We start from the raw sequence: 19,168 nt of genomic DNA, 5'->3' as shown, positions 1-19,168 counted from the left end.
GCGCCACATTAATGAGGAGGAATTCATGGATCAGTTTGCCCATATTTCGGTGGACGACGCCCACATCATGCTGAGCGAGGGCCGGGCCCGGCTGGTGGATATTCGCGACCCCCAGTCCTTTGCCCTGGCGCACGCCGAAGGCGCCTTTCACCTGACCAACGACAGCCTGGTGGCCTTTACCAATGAGGTGGATTACGACGTGCCGGTGATCGTGATGTGTTATCACGGCATCAGCAGTCAGGGCGCGGCCCAGTATCTGGTGAATCAGGGCTTTGAGGAAGTCTACAGCCTGGACGGCGGCTTCGAGGCCTGGCGGCGCAGCCAGCCGGTGGTCGGCCAGTCGTGAAGGCGCTGCTGGTGCTCGACGAGCCGCGCCGGGCCCAGGCCTTTGTGGACTATCTGAGTGAGCTTGGCCTGCACTGCGAGCTGACTCAGGACGACGACGGTAACGTGCATATCTGGCTGGTGGACGAATCCCGTTTCGAGCAGGCCCAGCGGGAGGTCAAGCGTTTTCTGGCCGAGCCGTTTCATCCCCGCTACCAGGAAGCGTCCTGGAAGCGGGGCGACAGCCACGCCCGCTTTACCGACGGGGCCCGGCAAACCGGCTGGATCAGCGACCTGCTGCGCCAGACCGGGCCGGTGAATCTGCTGGTGCTGCTGGCCTGCCTGCTGGTTTACGGCCTGAGCTGGCTGGGCCTGCCCATGTTTGGGGTGCTGTCGTTTCCGCCCCGGGCCGAATGGCTGCTGGGCACCGAATTCTGGCGCGCCTTTACCCCGGCGCTGATGCACTTTTCCCTGATGCACCTGGTATTCAACCTGTTCTGGTGGTGGTACCTGGGCGGCATGGTGGAGCGGCGGCTGGGCAGCGGCAAGCTGCTGGTGCTGCTGCTGGTGGCGGCGGTGCTGCCCAACCTGCTGCAGTTCTGGGCCAGCGGCCCGCGCTTTGGCGGCCTGTCGGGAGTGGTGTATGCGCTGCTGGCCTATGTCTGGTTCAGCGGCCGGCTCAACCCGGCTCGGGGCATGGGCCTGCCCGACGGCATGGCGGTGTTTATGCTGGTGTGGCTGGTGCTGGGCTTTGCCGACCTGCTGGGCACGCCGGTGGCTAACATGGCGCACCTGGGCGGCGCGCTCATCGGCTTGTTGCAGGCCTGGCTGGACAATCGCCGGCGGGTTACTGATAAAGGAAGGTGGTAAACAGCAGGCGGCGTACCGGCGTTTGCCCGGTTTCCTGCAACAGCAGCTCGTTGAGCCGCTCCCGGCCCTCATCGGCCAGCCCGGCCCGGGCCGGCAGGGAGCGGATTTCCTGCCGGCTTTTTTCCGCCAGCAAGTCGTTGAGCGCATCCCGCAGCAGCGGCATATTCTCTTCCACTACCGTCAGTTGCTCCGGGCGCTCCAGCATCAGCTCCACCGCCACCCGCACATAGCCCAGGTTTTGCCCGGAGTTCTGGTAGTTGGTAATAATGTCCGGTGTCATGGTGTAGTATATGGGCCCGGCGGGTGCCGCCGTTTCCTCCTGAGCGCTGAGCGTGCCCGGGGCCGCCAGCAGCAGGCAGAGGGCAAGTAACCGAAACATATGAGTCTCCGAGCAATGAGAGAGCGGGCATTGTTTAAATATTTGCCGGTGCGGTCAAGTCCGTCGACGGTTTTCTGTATCATGGCCCGAAAATGCGGTGGTGATGTTACCGCCAAAGCAGGACCCAAGTCATTTTTATGTCTTTGCCACTTCAGCAAACAACCATGACGCCCAGTGTCGACAGTGACTGGCGCTGGGGCCGTTCAGCACCGGCGTCATCCGCCCTGGGCGACTGGCTGCACGAGCCGGGCTCGCTGACCCGGCGGCTGCGTCGTCACTGCCGGCACTTCCGGGTACAGGTATTGTCCGATTCGGTGTTGCGTCCGCTCACGCCGGCTCAGGTGGAGCGCCTTCAGGCCGGGCAGGCCTATTGCCGGGAAGTGTTGCTGTTGTGCGATGAGGTGCCCTGGGTGTACGCCAGCTCGCTCTATTCCTCCGCCACGCAAGCGGCATTGCCGGCACTGGCCGGGCTGGGCAGCAAGGCGCTGGGAGAGTTGATGTTTGAAGCGACGGATCTGCAACGGACTCCCTTTGATCTTGCCGAGCTCTCCGCGGTGGAGTATCGGCGGTTGCAGACCCGTGCCGGGTTCAATGCCGCCTTGAGCGATACCTTGCCCTGGGCCCGGCGCTCCACTCTCAGCACCGGTGCCGCCCGGGTGCTGGTGACCGAACTCTTTCTGCCGGCTTCGGCACCCTACCGGAATATAGTGTAATGACCACCCTGACTTCTTTTTCACGGCCGCGTTGGCGCGCCTACCTGGCTCTGGCCCGGCTCGACAAGCCCATCGGCACCCTGCTGCTGTTGTGGCCTACCCTGTGGGCGCTGTGGATTGCCGCCGAGGGCCTGCCATCCCCCTGGTTGCTGCTGGTGTTTGTGGCCGGGGTGTTTTCCATGCGTTCCGCCGGCTGTGTGATCAACGACTACGCCGATCGCCATATCGACGGCCACGTCAAGCGTACCCATGCCCGGCCGCTGCCCGCCGGTGAACTCACCGAGCGCCAGGCACTGGGCTTTTTCGCCCTGCTGGTGGGCATTTCCTTTGTGCTGGTGCTGACCACCAATGCCCTCACCATTGGTCTGGCCTTTGCCGGCCTGTTCTGGGCGGCGCTCTATCCCTTTATGAAGCGGGTGACTCATCTGCCCCAGCTGTTTCTCGGCATTGCCTTTTCCTGGGCCATTCCCATGGCCTTTGCCGCTCAGAGCAACAGCCTGCCCCCCGGGCTCTGGCTGCTGTTTGCCGCCAACCTCACCTGGACCGTGGCCTACGACACCATGTATGCCATGGTGGACCGGGACGACGACCTCAAAATCGGGGTCAAGTCCACCGCTATTCTGTTTGGCCGCCGCGACAAGTTGATCGTGGGTCTGCTGCAGCTGGCCACCCTGTTGCTGCTGGTGGCGGCGGGTGGGGTGTTTGAGCTGGCCGCGTCCTTTTACTGGGGGCTGCTGGCGGCTGCCGGACTGTTTGTGTATCAGCAGCGGCTGATCCGCGACCGGGAACGCATGCCCTGCTTTCGCGCCTTTCTTAACAACAACCACGTCGGCATGGCCATCTTTGCCGGTCTGGTGCTGGCGCTGTGGTAAGTGAAAGGCTTTGGGACTTGCTCTGGACTCATTACTGGATATACTGACAGTTAACTGTATAAACAGACAGGTTTCACCATGAAAGCCCTTACTCCCCGCCAGTCGCAGGTGCTGGACATTATCAAGGAACACATTCAGCAAACCGGCATGCCGCCCACCCGGGTGGAAATTGCCCGGGTGCTGGGGTTCAAGTCCGCCAATGCGGCGGAAGAGCACCTCAAGGCGCTGGCCAAAAAGGGCGTGATTGAAATCATGCCCGGTACTTCCCGGGGCATTCGCCTGGCCGGGGAAGAGGCGGAAGAAGAACAGGGCCTGCCGCTGGTGGGCCGGGTGGCCGCCGGTGAACCCATACTGGCGCAACAGCACATCGAGAGTCATTACCGGCTCGATCCCGCCCTGTTCCATCCCTCGGCGGACTTTTTGCTGCGGGTTCGGGGCACGAGCATGAAGAATATCGGCATCATGGACGGTGATCTGCTGGCGGTGCACAAGACCCGGGAGGCCCGCAATGGCCAGGTGGTGGTGGCCCGGCTCGACGACGAAGTCACGGTGAAGCGCTTTCAGCGCAAGGGCAGCAAGGTCAGCCTGGTGCCCGAAAACGAGGAGCTGTCGCCCATTGAGGTGGACTTGCGTACCCAGGAGCTGATTATCGAAGGTCTGGCGGTGGGGGTGATCCGCAACGGCGACTTCTGACAAACCCGCTTGACCCGGCAGGCCGCAAACTTATGGTGGCCTGCCAATCCCCAATCCCCAATCCCCAATCCCCAATCCCCAATCCCCAATCCCCAATCCCCAATCCCCAATCCCCAATCCCCAATCCCCAATCCCCAATCCCCAATCCCCAATCCCCAATCCCCAATCCCCAATCCCCAATCCCCAATCTCCCATTTCTTTATATTTTACATTTCCTTAACTGCTGCTTTACTTAGAGTCAGCCGAATGGAAGGGATGCGGTCGTTCGGCGGCCACCAATGCCGAATTCAAGTGCTCCGGTGTTACAGGATGAAACGATGGGGGTGCGCGTGAAGCCGATTTTGCTGCTGTTGTCCTTGCTGGCAACCCTGCCCGCCGAGGCCCAGGTCCGCCTCAACATGACCGAAGGGGTCACCGAAATCAGCCAGAAAGTGTATGGCCTGCACATGACCATTCTCACCATCTGCGCGGTCATCGGTCTGCTGGTGTTCGGGGCCATGTTCTGGGCCATTATTCACCATCGCAAGTCCAGAGGCGCCCGGGCAGCCCAGTTTCACGAAAGCACCAGGGTCGAGATCCTCTGGACCATCATTCCCTTTCTCATTCTGGTGGCCATGGCCATTCCCGCCACCAAAACCCTGGTGGCGATGGAAGACGCTTCAAAGCCGGATCTCACCGTGCAGATCACCGGCTCTCAGTGGAAGTGGCATTACCGTTACTTTGACGAAGACGTGGAGTTTTACAGCCTGCTGGCTACCCTGCCGCAACAGATCAGCGGTGAGGTGCGCAAGCGGGAGCACTACCTGCTGGAGGTGGATCATCCCCTGGTGCTGCCCACGGAGCGCAAGGTGCGCTTTCTGATCACCTCCGACGATGTGATCCACTCCTGGTGGGTGCCGGCTTTCGCGGTGAAAAAGGATGCCATTCCCGGTTTTATCAACGAGGCCTGGACCCGCATCGAGCAGCCGGGCCTGTATCGTGGCCAGTGCGCCGAGCTGTGCGGCAAGGATCACGGCTTTATGCCCATCGTCGTGGATGCCCGCTCTCCCGAGGAATTTGATGGCTGGCTGGCCCGGCGCAAAACCGAGCAGGCCGAGGCCAGGGCCGCCGAGCAGGAACTGCTGGCCATGAACATGAGCAGGGACGAGCTGATGACGCTGGGTGAGCAGGTCTATCAGAAGGCCTGTGCCGCCTGTCATCAGGCCAATGGCGAAGGCATTCCCGGCGCCTTTCCGGCGCTCAGGAGCAGCGAGCTGGTGCTGAACGACCGGGCCGCTCACATCAACATAGTGCTGTATGGCAAGGCGGGTACCGCCATGCAGAGCTTTGACAAGCAACTGGCGCTGAAGGAGCTGGCGGCGGTGATCACCTACGAGCGCAATGCCTGGGGCAACGACACCGGCGACCTGGTGCAGCCAAAAGATATTCACCAGGCCAGACAGGAACAATAGGGGGCTGTGATGGCGCAGATGGATCGCACGGAAACCGCGAATATTCACCTGGTGGATGAGCATCACCACGGTCCCGCCAAGGGCATCAGCCGCTGGCTGTTCACCACCAACCACAAGGATATCGGCAGTCTCTACCTGCTGTTCAGCCTCACCATGTTTCTGGTGGGCGGGGGCATGGCCATGGTGATCCGGGCCGAGTTGTTTCAGCCCGGGCTGCAGCTGGTAGAGCCCAACTTCTTTAACCAGATGACCACCATGCACGGCCTGATCATGGTGTTCGGTGCCGTGATGCCGGCCTTTGTCGGCCTGGCCAACTGGATGATTCCCATGATGATCGGCGCGCCCGACATGGCGCTGCCGCGCATGAACAACTGGAGCTTCTGGATCCTGCCCTTCGCCTTTGTGCTGATGCTGAGCTCGCTGTTTGTGCCCGGTGGCGGCCCCAATTTCGGCTGGACCTTTTATGCGCCCCTGTCCACCACCTATGGCCCCGACAGCACCGCCCTGTTTGTGTTTGCCATTCATATCATGGGCATCAGCTCCATCATGGGGGCGATCAACGTGATTGTTACCATCTGGAACCTGCGTGCACCGGGCATGACCTGGATGAAACTGCCGCTGTTCTGCTGGACCTGGCTGATCACCGCCTTTCTGCTGATTGCGGTCATGCCGGTGCTGGCCGGCGCCGTGACCATGGTGCTGACCGACAAGTATTTCGGTACCAGCTTTTTCGAAGCTGCCGGAGGCGGGGATCCGGTCATGTTCCAGCATATCTTCTGGTTCTTCGGCCATCCCGAGGTGTACATCATGATATTGCCGAGTTTCGGTATTATCTCGGCCATCGTGCCTGCCTTCAGCCGCAAGCGGCTGTTCGGCTACGCCTCCATGGTGTATGCCACTGCGTCCATTGCCGGGCTCAGCTTCCTGGTGTGGGCGCACCACATGTTTACCGTGGGCATGCCGGTGGCGGCGGAGCTGTTCTTCATGTATTGCACCATGCTGATTTCGGTGCCCACCGGGGTCAAGGTGTTCAACTGGGTAGCCACCATGTGGCGTGGCTCCCTCAGCTTTGAAGTGCCCATGCTGTTCGCCCTGGCCTTTATCGTGCTGTTCACCATCGGCGGCTTCAGTGGCCTGATGCTGGCCATTACCCCGGCGGACTTTCAGTATCACGACACCTATTTCGTGGTGGCGCATTTTCATTACGTGCTGGTGTCGGGAGCCATTTTCTCGATCATGGCGGCGGCCTACTACTGGTTGCCCAAGTGGACCGGCCACATGTTTGACGAGCGCCTGGCCAAATGGCATTTCTGGTGCTCTGTGGTGTCGGTGAACATTCTGTTCTTCCCCATGCATTTTCTCGGCCTGGGCGGCATGCCCCGGCGTATTCCCGATTATTCGCTGCAATTTGCCGACATCAATGCCCTGGTCAGCATCGGCGGTTTCGCCTTCGGCCTGTCCCAGCTCCTGTTTGTGGCGGTGCTGGTAAAGTGCATTCGCGGCGGCGAGCGGGCCCAGGCCAAACCCTGGGAGGGCGCCGAAGGCCTGGAATGGACGGTGCCGTCGCCGGCGCCCTACCACACCTTTGACACCCCGCCGAAGGTGGACGGATGAATACGGTCAAAAAGGCCCGGCGGCTGGGCCTGGTGGCGCTGGCCATGTTCGGTTTTGGCTTTGCCCTGGTGCCCCTGTATGACGTGTTTTGCGACATCACCGGACTGAACGGCAAAACCGCCAGCACGGCGGCGATGACCGCTCAGGGCGTGGACGAGGCGCGGCTGGTGACGGTGGAGTTTGTGACCTATCAGCACACCGGCCTGGGCGGCGAATTTTCCCCTTCGGTACGCCGGCTGGCCGTGCATCCGGGGGAAATGCACCGGGTCGACTTTACCGTGACCAATCCGGGCGTGGACAGCCGGGTGCTGCGGGCCATTCCCTCGGTGTCGCCGGGGCGAGCGGCGGGCTACCTGCGCAAGACCGAGTGCTTCTGTTTTGAGGAGCAACCTCTCGATGGCCGGGCGCGAGCGGTGATGCCCATGAGCTTTTACGTGGATGAGGCGCTGCCCGCCGACATTGAGGTGTTTACCCTGTCCTACACCCTTTACGACATCAGCGAGCAGGCGGCCGGGCAAGGCTGACAAGGAGGCAAGCATGGCGGTCAAAACGGAAAAATACTACGTGCCGGCGCAAAGCCCCTGGCCGGTGGTGGGGGCGCTGGGGTTGTTTCTGCTGGCCGCAGGAGCGGGCATGTGGGCCGCCGGCATCGCCGGCATTGCCGGGCCCCTGGTGTTTGCCGCCGGCACCCTGGTGATGACCGTCATGCTGTTTGGCTGGTTCTCCAATGTGATCAGTGAGTCCCATCAGGGGCTGTACAGCGAGCAGATGGACCGCTCCTTTCGCCAGGGCATGAGCTGGTTCATTTTCTCGGAAGTGATGTTCTTTGGCGCCTTCTTCGGTGCCCTGTTTTATGCCCGGGTGCTGGCGGTGCCCTGGCTGGGTGGCGCCGGCAACAATGCCATGACCCACGAGGTGCTGTGGCCCGAATTCAATGCGGTCTGGCCCCTGCTTAGCACCCCCGGCGGTATTGAAACCACCGCCATGGGCTGGCTCGGGCTGCCGCTGGTCAACACCATCATTCTGCTGAGCTCGTCGGTCACGGTGCATGCCGCCCATCTGGCGCTGTTGCAGGAACAGCGTGGCCGGCTGAAGCAATGGCTGGGAGTTACCGTGCTGCTGGGCGCCCTGTTCCTGGCATTGCAGATATGGGAGTACGTGCACGCCTATCAGGAGCTGGGGCTGCGACTCGACTCCGGCATTTACGGCAACACCTTCTTTTTGCTCACCGGCTTTCACGGCGCCCACGTCACCCTGGGCACTCTGATGCTGTTCATCATGTGGCTCAGGGTCAACAAGGGGCACTTCACTCCGGCTCAGCACTTCGGCTTTCAGGCCAGCAGCTGGTACTGGCACTTTGTGGACGTGGTCTGGCTGTGCCTGTTTGTGTTTGTCTATATTTTGTAAGGGTTCGTTTGGTGCTCAGTAAGGTATGGGATTGGGGATCAGCAGACCGCTGGCCAGAGCGAGGATCAGCAGGGCCAGAATGATGGCGGCCAGCCAGAGGCGGCGGCCGATATAACGGGCCATCAGTGCCGGATCCCGCCGCTGGAGCATGGCGCGCAGGCCCAGCATCAGGTTACCAATCATCAGCAGCAGCAAAAGTAAAACCAGCAGTTTCAATAACATGGATGAGACCCGGGACAAAGGACGACGCCTTGAGTATAGGAAAACGCGGGGGATTACTGGTACTGACGGCCGTCCTGACCGGTCTGATGGTGTTCATGGGCGTGTGGCAGCTGTCCAGGGCCGATGAAAAACGCCGGCTGCTGCAGGAGTGGGAGCAGCGCAGCCAGGTGGAGCTGGAGCTGAAAGAGGCCCTGGCCATGCAGAGCCCCTTTGGGTACCGGCTGCGGACGGGGGGAGTCTTTCTGGCCGGCGGCGAGCTGTTTCTCGATAACCAGATTGAGCAGGGCCGGGCCGGTTACCGGCTGATCCGGCCGTTGCAAACACCACTGGGGCTTTTGGCGGTGGACCGGGGCTGGTGGCCGGCGCACGGTGATCGCAGTCGGTTGCCGCCGGTGGAGGATCTTGACGACGGTGCCGTGATCGTGGCCGGTGTGCTGGTGCGGCCCTGGCAACCGCCGTTGTCACTGGGCGACACCGACCGTGACGCTCTGTCCCGGCGCGTCGCCAGCCTGGATCCCGATGAGCTGGCAGGTCGCTGGGGTCAGCCGGTGCTGCCCATGGTACTGAAAACCGATATGGATGCCGGCAGCTGGCAGCCGGTGTCGATGGGGCCGGAAAAGCACCTCGGCTATGCGGTGCAATGGTTTGCCATGACCTTCGCCATCTGGCTGGCGGCCTGGTGGTGGCATGGGAGGCGACATGACGCATAAACCGGTACTGGCGTTATTGGGTGTTTTTCTGCTGCCGCTGGCACTGGCCTGGCTGGTACTGGAGCAGGGCTGGTTCAACGCCGGCACCCGGGGCCATGGCGAATGGGTACAGGGCCATATTGGCCCGGCCAGGCAGTGGCGGCTGGTGCTGAGCCGCCCGCAAGATTGTGACTATTGCGAGTCTGCCAGCCGAATGCTCACCAACCTGAACCTGGCCCTGGGGCGGGACGGAGAGCGGGTGACCGTGGTGCAACGGCCCGCCGGAGACGTGCTGGAAGCCGGTTTTGTGTATATCGCCGATCCGCCGGGCCTGCTGATCATGCGCTATCCCCTGGTGGGGGACGAGCAGCAAAACATCAGCACCGGGCGGCGGCTGTTGCAGGATCTGCGCCGTTTGCTCAAGTATTCCCGGGCGGGATAGGAGGCACCATGCACAAGCTCTGCGCCTTTGCCTTTGTGCTGACTCTGGTTGTGGTGGTGCTGGGAGCCTGGACCCGGCTCACCGATGCCGGTCTGGGTTGCCCCGACTGGCCCGGCTGTTACGGCTTTCATTATGTGCCGGCCACCGCCGGGGAGCATGCCCTGGCCGCCGCGCGCTTTCCCGATGCGCCGCTGGAAGTGGCCAAGGCCCGCAATGAAATGATCCACCGTTATGCCGCCGGCACCCTGGGGCTGACCATACTGCTGATGGCATTGTGCTCCCTGAAACACAGCAACCGCCGTTACCGGCTGCCGGCCTTTGTGCTGCTGGCACTGGTAATCGGCCAGGCCACGCTCGGCATGCTCACCGTTACCCTCAATCTGTTGCCCTTTGTGGTCATGGGCCACCTGCTGGGTGGCTTTACCATATTGTCGCTGCTGTTCTGGCTGTGGTGCCGGCATGGAACACACGCTGGCACCCGGCATGATGGGCGTGATCTGAGCGGTTTGTTCCGGCTGGCGCTGGCGGCACTGGTGCTGCAGATTGCACTGGGAGGCTGGACCGCCGCCAACTATGCGGCCATGGCCTGCACCGAGCTGCCGGTGTGCCAGGGTGACTGGCTGGGCCAGTGGCAATGGAGCGCCTTTCATCCTCACGGCATGCCGGCGGAGAACTACCAGTACGGGGTGCTCAGTCAGGCGGAGCGGGCCACCATACACGCCGCTCACCGGCTGTGGGCCATGGTAACGGCACTGCTGTTGCTGGCCCTGGCCTGGCGGCTCGTTCGCCGGCCCGGTCTGCGCGGCTGGGGGCTGGCACTGGCAAGCATGGTGCTGGTGCAGCTGGCGCTGGGCCTGGCCAATGTGGTGCTGCACCTGCCGCTGTGGGTGGCGGTGGCGCACAATGGCGGCGCCGCCGTCTTGCTGCTTATTTTAACGGGAACGGGAGAGCGCCTGGGGCGCCACAGGGAGGCAATATGGCACGAAGCCTGGCATTATCCGCCACGGGAGTACGAGTCTGGCGGGACTATTTCGCGCTGACCAAACCCAGGGTGGTGGCGCTGATCCTGCTTACCGCCGTGGTCGGCATGTTTTTGACCGACAGCCTGCCGTCACCGCTGACGGTGCTGGCGGCCACCCTGGGGATTGGTCTGATGGCGGGAGGGGCGGCGGCCATCAACCATGTGCTGGATCGGCGCATCGACATCAAAATGGCGCGCACTCACCACAGGCCCGTGGCTCAGGGCCGGGTGGCCACGGCACCGGCGTTGGCCTTTGCCCTGGCGTTGTCGGCCAGCGGGCTGGCGGTGCTGTTGCTGCTGGTCAATGCCCTGACCGCCTGGCTGACCCTGGCGTCCCTGCTGGGCTATGCGGTGGTCTATACCGTCTGGCTGAAGCGGGCCACGCCGCAGAATATCGTGATCGGTGGCCTGGCCGGCGCCATGCCGCCCCTGCTGGGCTGGACCGCGGTCAGCGGTGAATTTCACGGCCATGCCCTGCTGCTGGTGATGATCATCTTTACCTGGACGCCCCCCCATTTCTGGGCGCTGGCCATTCACCGGCGGGACGATTACGCCAGGGCGGAAATTCCCATGCTGCCGGTGACCCACGGCATTGCGTTCACCAAAACCTGCGTGCTGCTTTATACCCTGCTGCTCTCCCTGGTGTGCCTGCTGCCCTGGGTGGTGGGCATGTCGGGGCCGGTCTATTTGCTGGGTTCGCTGCTGCTTAACCTGCGCTTTGTGCAGTGGGCCTGGCGGCTCAAGTTTAGACCCGGGCCGCAAACCGCATTACAATGTTTCCGCTTTTCAATCAGTCACCTGATGTGGCTGTTTGTTCTTATTCTGGCGGATCACTGGATAGACTATGGCTAACACGAGCAAGCTGATTTGGTTACTGGTGCTGACCCTGCTGGTGGCGGGCACCCTGAGCGGGGTTGCCTGGTACAACAAGCGGGCCGGCACCCTGACCGAGGCCGTGGTGGTCTATCCCGAGCCCCGGCCACTGAAGCCGATGGCGCTGACCGATGCCAATGGTCAGCCCTTTACCGAGCAGCGCCTGCGGGAGCACTGGAGCCTGGTCTTTGTGGGCTATACCTATTGCCCGGATATCTGCCCCACCACCCTGTCGGACCTGGCCCGCATCTATCCTGAACTCAAACAATTGAGCGACAAGACTCAGGTGGTATTTATCTCCGCCGATCCCGGCCGGGATACCCCCGAACGGCTCAAGGCCTACACCGCTCATTTTAACCCCGAGTTTATCGCCGCCACCGCCGGCCATGCGCAACTGATGCCGGCGGTGCAGCAACTGGGGCTGATCTACGGCGTACACGAGCGCGGCGACCAGGACTATCTGGTGGATCACTCCGCCTCCATCGCCCTGGTGAACCCGAATGGCGAGTTGCACGCCTCGTTCCGCCCGGTGTTTGACGAAGGCAGCGGCATGCCCCTGGTGGACGGTCAGTTGCTGCTGCAGGACCTGGAACGCATTATCGCCCGCTGGCGCGGCTGATGCTTCTTTTGTAGTTACGAGCCTTTCTTGAAGACGTCCTTTTTTAATGCCGACCGGCATCGCCGGGTGTTTGCCCTGGCGCTGCCCATGGTGTTGTCCAACATTACCGTGCCCCTGCTGGGGCTGGTCGACACCATGGTGATTGGCCACCTGGAGCAGGCCTGGTACCTGGGCGGGGTGGCGGTGGGCGCCACCATTATCAGCCTGCTGTTTTTTCTGCTGGGCTTTTTGCGCATGTCCACCACCGGCCTCACCGCCCAGGCCTTTGGTGCCCGCAACGAGCCGGAGCTGCTGGGGGTGCTGGCCCGGGCATTGCTGCTGGCCTGGGGACTGGCGCTGTGCTTGCTGTTGCTACAAGCGCCCATTATCGAACTGGCGTTCAGTCTGGCCGGGGCCAGTGCCGAGGTGGAACAGTATGGTCGTCAGTATGTGAGTGTGCGTATCTGGAGCGCACCGGCGGCGCTCACCAACCTGGTGCTGCTGGGCTGGCTGTTGGGCAACCAGAACGCCAGGGCGCCCATGTGGCTGCTGATCCTCGGCAATGGTGCCAACATAGTGCTGGATATCTGGTTTGTGGTGGGACTGGGCTGGCAGGTGAAGGGGGCCGCGGGCGCTTCGGTGCTGGCCGACTATGCCGCCACCGGGCTGGGAGCCTGGCTGGTGTGGCGCACCCTGGAGCGGCGCGGACTGCGGCCGGCGGCCGGCTGCTGGCGCGACGCCCTGAACGGCGCGGCCTTTCGCCGCCTGCTCGGGCTGAACCGGGACATTTTCATTCGGGCGCTGTGCCTGCAATTGACCTTTGTGTTCATGACCTTTCAGGGCGCCCGGCTGGGAGACGCCGTCGTGGCCGCCAATGCCGTGCTGATGAACTTTCTGATGTTTATCTCCTACGGCATGGACGGCTTTGCCTATGCCGCCGAAGCCATGGTGGGCAAGGCCATTGGCCGGGGCAGCCGGAGGCATTTCCGGCTGGCCTGCGCCCTTAACCTGTTCTGGGGCGCCCTGGTGGCAGTGCTGTTTACCCTGGTGTTTGCATTTGCCGGCAAGGCGCTGGTGCACCAGATCACAACCATCACAGAAGTGCGCGAGCAGGCCGGCGATTTTCTGCCCTGGCTGGTGGCCATGCCGCTGGTGTCGTGCTGGTGCTTTGTGCTGGACGGCATCTTTATCGGTGCCACCCAGGGGCGGGCCATGCGCAACATGATGCTGGTGTCCACTCTGGGGGTGTTCTTTCCGGTATGGTGGCTTGCTCGGGGGCTGGACAATCACGCTCTCTGGCTGGCGATGCTGTGTTTTATGGCGGCCCGTGGCCTGACCCTGGGCTGGGCCTGGTGGCGGCTGGATGGCCGCCGTGCCTTTGTTCCCGACGCCTTGCCCGCGGAGAAATAACCCTATGTTTGATATTGCCCTGTACGAGCCGGAAATTGCCCCCAACACCGGCAACATTATGCGCCTGGTGCGCAACAACGGCTGCCGGCTGCATTTGATCGAGCCCCTCGGCTTCAGCCTGGACGAAAAACGCCTGCGCCGGGCCGGGCTGGACTATGCCGATTACGGTCGCATTACCGTGCACCCACACTACGCCGCCTTTGTGCAGGCCATGGCCGGCCGGCGCATGTTCGCCTGCACCACCAAGGGCAGCCGGCACCATCACGAGGCGAGCTACCGGCCTGGCGACGTGTTGCTGTTTGGCCCCGAAACCCGGGGGCTGCCCGATGAGGTGCTGGCCGGCATTGAGCCCGGTTTTCGCATTCGCATTCCCATGCAGCCCGACAGCCGCAGCCTCAACCTGTCCAACGCGGTGGCGGTGATCAGCTACGAGGCCTGGCGTCAGCAGGGCTTTGCCGGGGCCCTCCCGGTGCAGAACTAAGCCGGACGCATATTCATTGAATGTGATTGTTTATTGACCAATCTGGCCTACACTTGGTGGCTGAAGTCGGCAACCAAGGAGAGCACGGCCATGTTGATCAGACGATGCAGCTACACACTGATGGACGCCCATCCGGTAAAGGCCCATATGGTGTTGCACCCCACCGGCAGCCTGGAAGTGGAGGTAGCTGAACGACAGCAGCATTTTACTGTCGACTTCGATCGCGTGCAGTTTCGCCGGGGAGAGCGGGGCATGGTGCTGATTTGCGAAGACGTGGCCGGTGCCCCCGTGTGCCTGTCGCTTAACAGCCGCGACGCCTTTGAGCTCTACCACCTGATGGAGAACAGCCGTGAAGAGCTGGAAGAGCTGATGTGCGATCTGGCCTGAGCGTTGGCCCCTGCCGGAAAACACTGACGGCGGCCGGCTTGGGGGTATAATGACCCAAATGTTTCCACCGGCCGCCCCATGACCCAACACTATTCGCGCCTGGTGACCGGGGCGGCCACGGCGGCCACCCTGGTTGCCGGGTTGCTGATCATCGCCAAACTCTTCGCCTGGTTCTATACCGGTTCCGCCAGCATGCTGGCCTCGCTTACCGACTCCCTGCTGGATATCAGCGCCTCGCTGATTAACCTGATGGCCATTCGCTATGCCCTGGTGCCTGCCGATGAAGAGCACCGCTTTGGCCATGGCAAGGCGGAATCCCTTGCCGGTCTGGCCCAGTCGGCCTTTATCAGCGGGTCGGCGGTGTTTCTGGTGATCAACGGCATTTCCCGGCTGTTGCATGCGGAGCAGGTCAGCCGGCCGGAAGCCGGCATCTGGGTGATGGTGTTTTCGCTGGTGCTCACCGGTGCCCTGATCGCCTTTCAGCAATACGTGATTCACCGCACCCAGTCGCTGGCCATCAAGGCCGATCAGTTGCACTACCGGGGCGACATTCTGCTCAACCTGGCGGTGCTGCTGGCCATCGTGCTGTCCTGGTATGGCTGGCACTGGGCCGATGGCCTGTTTGCGGTGCTGATCGGCGGCCACATTCTGTACGGGGCCCTGAAAATCGGCTATGACTCCGCCCAAATGTTGCTCGACAGACGGTTGCCCGATGAAGAGCAAAAGCGCATTATGGAACGCTGTCTGGCGGTGAAAGGGGTGCAGGGGCTGCACGATCTGCGCACCCGGCGGTCGGGCCGGACCCGCTTTATTCAGCTGCACCTGGAGCTGGATGATCACCTGCCTCTGGTTTGCGCCCACGGCATAGCCGAGCGGGCCGAACGGGAGCTGCGCCAGCTGTTTCCCGACGCCGATATCATCATCCATATGGATCCTGTGTCGGTAGTAACTTTCGAGGCCCGGCTCGAAAGCGAGTGACATACATTTCAAAAACAAGGTTTTACCCATGGAAGACGGCATTCAATCCAGAACCTGGCTGAGTATTCGCGAAGAAGCCCAGCGCATGATTGCGGAAGAGCCCATGCTGGGCAGTTTTTTTTACTCGACCATTCTCAATCACGACACTCTCAAGTGTGCCCTGAGCTTTATTCTTTCCAACAAGCTGGAAAGTGCGGTGATGCCGGCCATCAGCCTGCGGGAGATTATTGAAGGCGCCCTGGATGAAGAGCCCGTTATTCTGGACATGGTGGCCACCGACATTTGCGCGGTGCAGGAGCGGGATCCGGCGGTGGAACTGTTTTCCACCCCGTTGTTGTATCTCAAGGGGTTTCATGCCCTGCAGGGCTACCGCATCGCCAACTGGCTGTGGCGGCACGGCCGTCGCGCCCTGGCTACCTATCTGCAGAACCAGATTTCCGTGGTGTTCGGCGTGGATGTACATCCGGCGGCGCGCATTGGCAAGGGCATCATGTTTGACCATGCCACCGGCATAGTGGTGGGGGAGACCGCCGTGATCGAGGACGATGTTTCCATTTTGCAGGGGGTGACCCTGGGAGGCACCGGCAAGGAATGCGGCGATCGCCATCCCAAGATTCGGGAAGGCGTGATGATCGGCGCCGGCGCCAAGATACTCGGTAATATCGAGGTGGGCACGGGGGCCAAGATTGGCGCCGGCAGCGTGGTGCTGGAGCCGGTGCCGGCCCACACCACGGTGGCCGGGGTGCCGGCCCGGGTGGTGGGCCGGCCGGGCTCCGACAAGCCCTCTCTCGACATGAGTCAGAACATCTGACGCAGGATTTGACGGTGCCGGCATAATTTTGCGGCAAACGGCGTTCCGCCCGGACCCGCATCTTGTTGTCCGTGCAGGCCCAAGGTATGCTCGGGGCTGAGGGGCCGGTCGGCCGTCAACATGAATTACAGGGGTTAGCACATGTCTTTTGATGTACTGGAAAAGCTGGAAGCCAAAATCCAGACCGCGGTGGACACCATTTCTCTGCTGCAGATGGAAGTGGACGAGCTCAAGGAGCAGAACGGCAAGCTGGATGATGAAAACCAGCAACTGCGTCAGCAGCACCAGGCCTGGCAGGAGCGCCTGCAGGCACTGCTGGGCAAGATTGACCAGGTAGAAGAAAACGTCTGATCCAGCGCCCTTGCGGTCCGGACCGATATAAAAACGCCGGCCAGTGGCCGGCGTTTTTATTGGCTGACGACAGCGGCATTACTCGATGTCGAGGGCTTCCGGCGACAGAATAATGCCGGTGGTGTCGGCATACAGGTGATCTTCCGGCAGAAAGGTCACGCCGCCGAAGTTGACCGGTACATCCATTTCGCCGGTGTCGCTGTCGTCGGCACCCACCGGAATGGAGGCCAGCGCCTGAATACCGATATCGGTGTCTTCCAGGGCGTCGACTTCGCGCACGCAGCCATAGCAGACAATGCCTTCCCAGCCGTTTTCCGCCGCGGTTTCGGCGATCTCGGCATCGACCAGCGCCCGGCGCAGTGAGCCGCCGCCGTCGATCAGCAATACCCGACCCACGCCGTTTTGCTTTACCGCCTCAAGGATCAGTCCGTTGGACTCAAAGCATTTGACGGTGGTGACCACGCCGCCAAAAGAGCTGCGTCCGCCAAAAGTGGAAAACATGGGTTCGACGACGTCGACCATGTCAATGTAGGTATCGCACAGTTCAGAAGTATTGTATTCCATGGGATCAGCCACGCCTGAAGACAAGGTAACTTCAGTATAAAGAGGCGGGAGCGGTTTTCAATCACAATGATGTGACCGCTCCCGGAATCATATGAATCAAAGAATAAAGCGGCTCAGATCCTCGTCTTCCACCAGGTTCTTGAGGTAACGATCCACATAGTCGGCGTCCACGGTAATGGTTTCACCGGACTTGTCGGACGCCTCGAACGACAGCTCGTCGAGCAACCGCTCCATCACGGTGTGCAGACGACGGGCACCGATATTCTCGGTGGTTTCGTTCACTCGCCAGGCGGCCTCGGCCAGGCGGCGAATGCCTTCCTTGGTGAATTCCACGTTCACGTTTTCGGTGGCCAGCAGTGCCTTGTACTGCTCGGTGAGCGAGGCGCTGGGCTCGGTGAGAATGCGCTCGAAGTCTTCGGTGTTGAGCGAATTCAGCTCCACCCGAATGGGCAGGCGGCCCTGCAACTCGGGGATCAGATCGGAAGGCCGCGCCACCTGAAAGGCCCCTGAAGCGATAAACAGCATGTGGTCGGTGCGCACCATGCCGTGCTTGGTGTTGACGGTGCTGCCTTCAATCAGTGGCAGCAGATCCCGCTGTACGCCCTCGCGGGATACATCGGGGCCGGAACTTTCGCCGCGCTTGCAGATCTTGTCGAACTCGTCGATAAACACGATGCCGTGGTTTTCCACCGCGTGAATGGCCTGTTCCTTCAGCTCTTCCGGGTTCACCAGTTTGGCGGCCTCTTCTTCCACCAGCAGTTTGAAGGCTTCCTTGATCTTCATTTTGCGCTGCTTGCTGGTATTGCCGGCCAGGTTCTGGAACATGCCCTGCAGCTGGTTGGTCATTTCCTCCATGCCGGGAGGGGCCATGATCTCCACGCCCATTTGCGGCGCGGCCACGTTGATCTCGATTTCCTTGTCGTCGAGCTGGCCTTCTCGCAGCTTCTTGCGAAAGATCTGGCGGCTGCCGCTGTTGTCGGCCTTTTCTTCCTCACCCCAGCCGTTGCGGGGGTTGGGCAGCAGGGCGTCGAGCACCCGCTCCTCGGCGGCTTCCTCGGCGCGGTGACGGTATTTTTCCATCTGCTGCTCGCGCACCATCTTCATGGCAATGTCGGTAAGATCGCGAATGATGGAGTCTACTTCCTTGCCCACATAGCCCACTTCGGTGAACTTGGTTGCTTCCACCTTGATAAAGGGGGCGTTGGCCAGCTTGGCCAGGCGGCGGGCGATTTCGGTCTTGCCCACGCCGGTGGGACCTATCATCAGAATGTTCTTGGGAGTCACTTCCTGGCGCAGTTCGGGCTCGAGCTGCATGCGCCGCCAGCGGTTGCGCAGGGCAATGGCCACGGCGCGCTTGGCCTCGCTTTGGCCAACGATATGACGGTCCAGCTCGTGGACGATTTCTCTCGGGGTCATCTCAGACATAATGTAATCCTGTTGCAGCGGCAGCCTCAGCGGCCGTAGTCGAGTTCTTCAATGGTCTGGTTGCCGTTGGTGTAAACACAGATGTCGCCGGCGATGGTCAGCGCCTTTTCCACTATGTCGCGGGCGTTCATGTCGGTGTTTTCCAGCAGGGCGCGGGCGGCGGACTGGGCAAAGGCGCCGCCGGAGCCGATGGCGATCAGATCCTGCTCGGGCTGCACCACGTCGCCGTTGCCGGTAATGATAAAGGAATGCTTTTCGTCGGCCACCGCCAGCAGGGCTTCAAGCCGGCGCAGGGCGCGGTCGGTCCGCCAGTCCTTGGCCAGCGCCACGGCGGCACGTTCCAGGTTGCCCTGGTGGGCCTGAAGCTTGGCCTCAAAGCGTTCCAGCAGGGTAAAGGCATCGGCGGTGCCGCCGGCAAAACCGGCCAGCACCTTGCCGTTGTACAGGCGGTGTACCTTGCGGGCGTTGCCTTTCATCACGGTATTGCCCAGGGAAACCTGGCCATCGCCACCGATAACCACCTTGCCGTTACGGCGTACTGAAACGATTGTTGTCACTGTGAACCTCACTTGACGGTGTTGCCGGCCGGGCCG

General features: G+C 61.8%; 25 protein-coding genes. 20 read left to right on the top strand and 5 right to left on the bottom strand.

Annotation, left to right across the window (positions count from 1 at the left end; translation table 11 throughout):
• Positions 1 to 25: 25 nt before the first annotated feature.
• Together glpE and glpG are read left to right on the top strand one after the other, a co-directional pair.
• Entirely contained in the window at positions 26 to 346 is a 321-nt protein-coding gene (glpE, locus tag PU634_RS14770) for a thiosulfate sulfurtransferase GlpE (RefSeq protein WP_306761525.1), read from the top strand.
• A complete protein-coding gene (gene glpG / locus PU634_RS14765) occupies positions 343 to 1,194 on the top strand; it encodes a rhomboid family intramembrane serine protease GlpG (RefSeq protein ID WP_306761524.1) in 852 nt (283 codons plus the stop codon). Before glpE ends, glpG begins: the two co-directional genes overlap by 4 nt.
• Here the strand turns inward: glpG and PU634_RS14760 are convergent.
• A complete protein-coding gene (locus PU634_RS14760) occupies positions 1,172 to 1,573 on the bottom strand; it encodes a flagellar basal body-associated FliL family protein (protein ID WP_306761523.1) in 402 nt (133 codons plus the stop codon). The two genes, glpG and PU634_RS14760, sit on opposite strands and share 23 nt — an antisense overlap.
• Before the next feature lie 164 nt (positions 1,574 to 1,737).
• Here PU634_RS14760 and PU634_RS14755 point away from each other — a divergent pair, with 164 nt between their 5' ends.
• The 7 genes from PU634_RS14755 to PU634_RS14725 all read left to right on the top strand — a co-directional run bounded on the left by PU634_RS14755 (position 1,738) and on the right by PU634_RS14725 (position 8,323).
• Positions 1,738 to 2,286, top strand: coding sequence for a chorismate--pyruvate lyase family protein (locus tag PU634_RS14755; RefSeq protein WP_306761522.1), 549 nt, complete (start codon positions 1,738 to 1,740; stop codon positions 2,284 to 2,286).
• Positions 2,286 to 3,158: a 4-hydroxybenzoate octaprenyltransferase gene (gene ubiA / locus PU634_RS14750; RefSeq protein WP_371319608.1), complete on the top strand. Its 873-nt coding sequence runs from the start codon at positions 2,286 to 2,288 to the stop codon at positions 3,156 to 3,158. The genes PU634_RS14755 and ubiA overlap by 1 nt, the downstream gene beginning before the upstream one ends.
• A gap of 78 nt (positions 3,159 to 3,236) precedes the next feature.
• Positions 3,237 to 3,851, top strand: a complete 615-nt coding sequence (gene lexA / locus PU634_RS14745; RefSeq protein ID WP_306761521.1) for a transcriptional repressor LexA — start codon at positions 3,237 to 3,239, stop codon at positions 3,849 to 3,851.
• Positions 3,852 to 4,180: 329 nt separating this feature from the next.
• A complete protein-coding gene (gene coxB / locus PU634_RS14740; protein ID WP_306761520.1) occupies positions 4,181 to 5,302 on the top strand; it encodes a cytochrome c oxidase subunit II in 1,122 nt (373 codons plus the stop codon).
• Positions 5,303 to 5,320: 18 nt separating this feature from the next.
• Positions 5,321 to 6,916, top strand: coding sequence for a cytochrome c oxidase subunit I (ctaD, locus tag PU634_RS14735; protein ID WP_306763704.1), 1,596 nt, complete (start codon positions 5,321 to 5,323; stop codon positions 6,914 to 6,916).
• Complete coding sequence (locus PU634_RS14730; RefSeq protein ID WP_306761519.1) at positions 6,913 to 7,440, top strand: cytochrome c oxidase assembly protein; 528 nt, start codon at positions 6,913 to 6,915, stop codon at positions 7,438 to 7,440. Before ctaD ends, PU634_RS14730 begins: the two co-directional genes overlap by 4 nt.
• A 13-nt stretch (positions 7,441 to 7,453) precedes the next feature.
• Positions 7,454 to 8,323, top strand: a complete 870-nt coding sequence (locus PU634_RS14725; protein WP_306761518.1) for a cytochrome c oxidase subunit 3 — start codon at positions 7,454 to 7,456, stop codon at positions 8,321 to 8,323.
• A 15-nt stretch (positions 8,324 to 8,338) separates the two neighbouring features.
• Here PU634_RS14725 and PU634_RS14720 read toward each other — a convergent pair whose 3' ends face one another.
• Positions 8,339 to 8,545 (bottom strand): DUF2909 family protein, encoded by a 207-nt coding sequence (locus tag PU634_RS14720; protein WP_306761517.1) that lies wholly within the window; start codon positions 8,543 to 8,545, stop codon positions 8,339 to 8,341.
• 29 nt (positions 8,546 to 8,574) lie between these two features.
• Here PU634_RS14720 and PU634_RS14715 point away from each other — a divergent pair, with 29 nt between their 5' ends.
• The 11 genes from PU634_RS14715 (at position 8,575) to PU634_RS14665 (ending at position 16,586) form a co-directional block, all read left to right on the top strand.
• Positions 8,575 to 9,255, top strand: coding sequence for an SURF1 family protein (locus PU634_RS14715; RefSeq protein WP_306761516.1), 681 nt, complete (start codon positions 8,575 to 8,577; stop codon positions 9,253 to 9,255).
• Positions 9,245 to 9,676, top strand: a complete 432-nt coding sequence (locus PU634_RS14710) for a hypothetical protein (RefSeq protein WP_306761515.1) — start codon at positions 9,245 to 9,247, stop codon at positions 9,674 to 9,676. Before PU634_RS14715 ends, PU634_RS14710 begins: the two co-directional genes overlap by 11 nt.
• An 8-nt stretch (positions 9,677 to 9,684) precedes the next feature.
• A complete protein-coding gene (locus tag PU634_RS14705) occupies positions 9,685 to 10,716 on the top strand; it encodes a COX15/CtaA family protein (protein WP_306761514.1) in 1,032 nt (343 codons plus the stop codon).
• Positions 10,653 to 11,549, top strand: coding sequence for a heme o synthase (cyoE, locus tag PU634_RS14700; protein ID WP_306761513.1), 897 nt, complete (start codon positions 10,653 to 10,655; stop codon positions 11,547 to 11,549). Before PU634_RS14705 ends, cyoE begins: the two co-directional genes overlap by 64 nt.
• A complete protein-coding gene (locus PU634_RS14695) occupies positions 11,542 to 12,189 on the top strand; it encodes an SCO family protein (RefSeq protein ID WP_306761512.1) in 648 nt (215 codons plus the stop codon). Before cyoE ends, PU634_RS14695 begins: the two co-directional genes overlap by 8 nt.
• Before the next feature lie 27 nt (positions 12,190 to 12,216).
• Positions 12,217 to 13,578, top strand: coding sequence for an MATE family efflux transporter DinF (gene dinF / locus PU634_RS14690; protein ID WP_306761511.1), 1,362 nt, complete (start codon positions 12,217 to 12,219; stop codon positions 13,576 to 13,578).
• Positions 13,579 to 13,582: 4 nt separating this feature from the next.
• On the top strand, positions 13,583 to 14,059 hold the full coding sequence (locus tag PU634_RS14685; protein ID WP_306761510.1) for a tRNA (cytidine(34)-2'-O)-methyltransferase: 477 nt from the start codon (positions 13,583 to 13,585) through the stop codon (positions 14,057 to 14,059).
• A gap of 90 nt (positions 14,060 to 14,149) precedes the next feature.
• Positions 14,150 to 14,446, top strand: coding sequence for a hypothetical protein (locus PU634_RS14680; protein ID WP_306761509.1), 297 nt, complete (start codon positions 14,150 to 14,152; stop codon positions 14,444 to 14,446).
• Between the two features lie 78 nt (positions 14,447 to 14,524).
• A complete protein-coding gene (gene fieF / locus PU634_RS14675) occupies positions 14,525 to 15,424 on the top strand; it encodes a cation efflux pump FieF (RefSeq protein ID WP_306761508.1) in 900 nt (299 codons plus the stop codon).
• Positions 15,425 to 15,452: 28 nt separating this feature from the next.
• Entirely contained in the window at positions 15,453 to 16,235 is a 783-nt protein-coding gene (gene cysE, locus PU634_RS14670) for a serine O-acetyltransferase (protein WP_306761507.1), read from the top strand.
• A gap of 141 nt (positions 16,236 to 16,376) precedes the next feature.
• Positions 16,377 to 16,586 (top strand): cell division protein ZapB, encoded by a 210-nt coding sequence (locus tag PU634_RS14665; protein WP_306761506.1) that lies wholly within the window; start codon positions 16,377 to 16,379, stop codon positions 16,584 to 16,586.
• Between the two features lie 78 nt (positions 16,587 to 16,664).
• Here the strand turns inward: PU634_RS14665 and rraA are convergent, their stop codons facing one another.
• The 3 genes from rraA to hslV form a co-directional block, all read right to left on the bottom strand.
• Positions 16,665 to 17,150 (bottom strand): ribonuclease E activity regulator RraA, encoded by a 486-nt coding sequence (gene rraA / locus PU634_RS14660; protein ID WP_306761505.1) that lies wholly within the window; start codon positions 17,148 to 17,150, stop codon positions 16,665 to 16,667.
• 96 nt (positions 17,151 to 17,246) lie between these two features.
• A complete protein-coding gene (gene hslU / locus PU634_RS14655; RefSeq protein WP_306761504.1) occupies positions 17,247 to 18,575 on the bottom strand; it encodes an ATP-dependent protease ATPase subunit HslU in 1,329 nt (442 codons plus the stop codon).
• 26 nt (positions 18,576 to 18,601) lie between these two features.
• A complete protein-coding gene (hslV, locus tag PU634_RS14650; RefSeq protein ID WP_306761503.1) occupies positions 18,602 to 19,132 on the bottom strand; it encodes an ATP-dependent protease subunit HslV in 531 nt (176 codons plus the stop codon).
• Positions 19,133 to 19,168 lie beyond the last annotated feature (36 nt).

This window comes from Oceanimonas pelagia (assembly GCF_030849025.1).
GTDB lineage: Bacteria > Pseudomonadota > Gammaproteobacteria > Enterobacterales > Aeromonadaceae > Oceanimonas > Oceanimonas pelagia.
This window is presented reverse-complemented; position numbering and strand designations above follow the sequence as displayed.